A 1,044-nucleotide genomic window follows, 5' to 3' on the forward strand; every position below is an offset into this window, starting at 1 on the left:
GGCAAAACCACCCTGACGGCTGCAATCGCAACCGTTCTGTCGAAGAAGTTCGGCGGTGAAGCCAAGGCGTACGACCAGATCGACGCGGCTCCTGAAGAAAAGGCACGCGGCATCACCATCAACACCGCGCACGTCGAGTACGAAACCGAAGCGCGCCACTACGCGCACGTCGACTGCCCAGGCCACGCCGACTACATCAAGAACATGATTACCGGTGCAGCCCAGATGGACGGCGCGATCCTGGTGTGCTCGGCCGCTGACGGCCCGATGCCACAGACCCGCGAGCACATCCTGCTGGCGCGTCAGGTTGGCGTTCCATACATCATCGTGTTCCTGAACAAGTGCGACCTGGTCGACGACGCGGAACTGCTGGAACTGGTCGAAATGGAAGTGCGCGAGCTCCTCTCGAAGTACGAGTTCCCAGGCGACGACCTGCCAATCATCAAGGGTTCGGCACGTATGGCGCTGGAAGGCCAGCCAGGCGAAATGGGCGAAGAGTGCATCATCCGTCTGGCCGAAGCCCTGGACACCTACATCCCGACGCCAGAGCGCGCAGTGGACGGCGCCTTCCTGATGCCAGTCGAAGACGTGTTCTCGATCTCGGGTCGCGGCACCGTGGTGACCGGTCGTGTCGAGCGCGGCATCATCAAGGTCGGCGAAGAAATCGAAATCGTCGGCATCATCGACACCGTCAAGACCACCTGCACCGGCGTGGAAATGTTCCGCAAGCTGCTGGACCAGGGTCAAGCTGGCGACAACGTCGGTCTGCTGCTGCGCGGCACCAAGCGTGAAGACGTCCAGCGTGGCCAGGTTCTGGCCAAGCCGGGCTCGATCAAGCCGCACAACCACTTCACCGGCGAGATCTACGTTCTGTCGAAAGATGAAGGCGGCCGTCACACCCCGTTCTTCAACAACTACCGTCCGCAGTTCTACTTCCGTACCACCGACGTGACCGGCTCGATCGAGCTGCCAGCGGACAAGGAAATGGTCATGCCAGGCGATAACGTGTCGATCACCGTCAAGCTGATCAACCCGATCGCGATG

At 61.1% G+C, this 1,044-nt stretch carries 1 protein-coding gene; it reads left to right on the plus strand.

The features are described 5' to 3' along the window. Positions 1-1,044 (plus strand): elongation factor Tu (gene tuf / locus ACFPAH_RS23050; protein WP_379750012.1); only part of this gene is annotated, 1,044 nt, incomplete at both ends.

It is taken from the genome of Massilia sp. GCM10023247 (assembly GCF_042653325.1).
Taxonomy (GTDB): Bacteria; Pseudomonadota; Gammaproteobacteria; order Burkholderiales; family Burkholderiaceae_D; genus Telluria.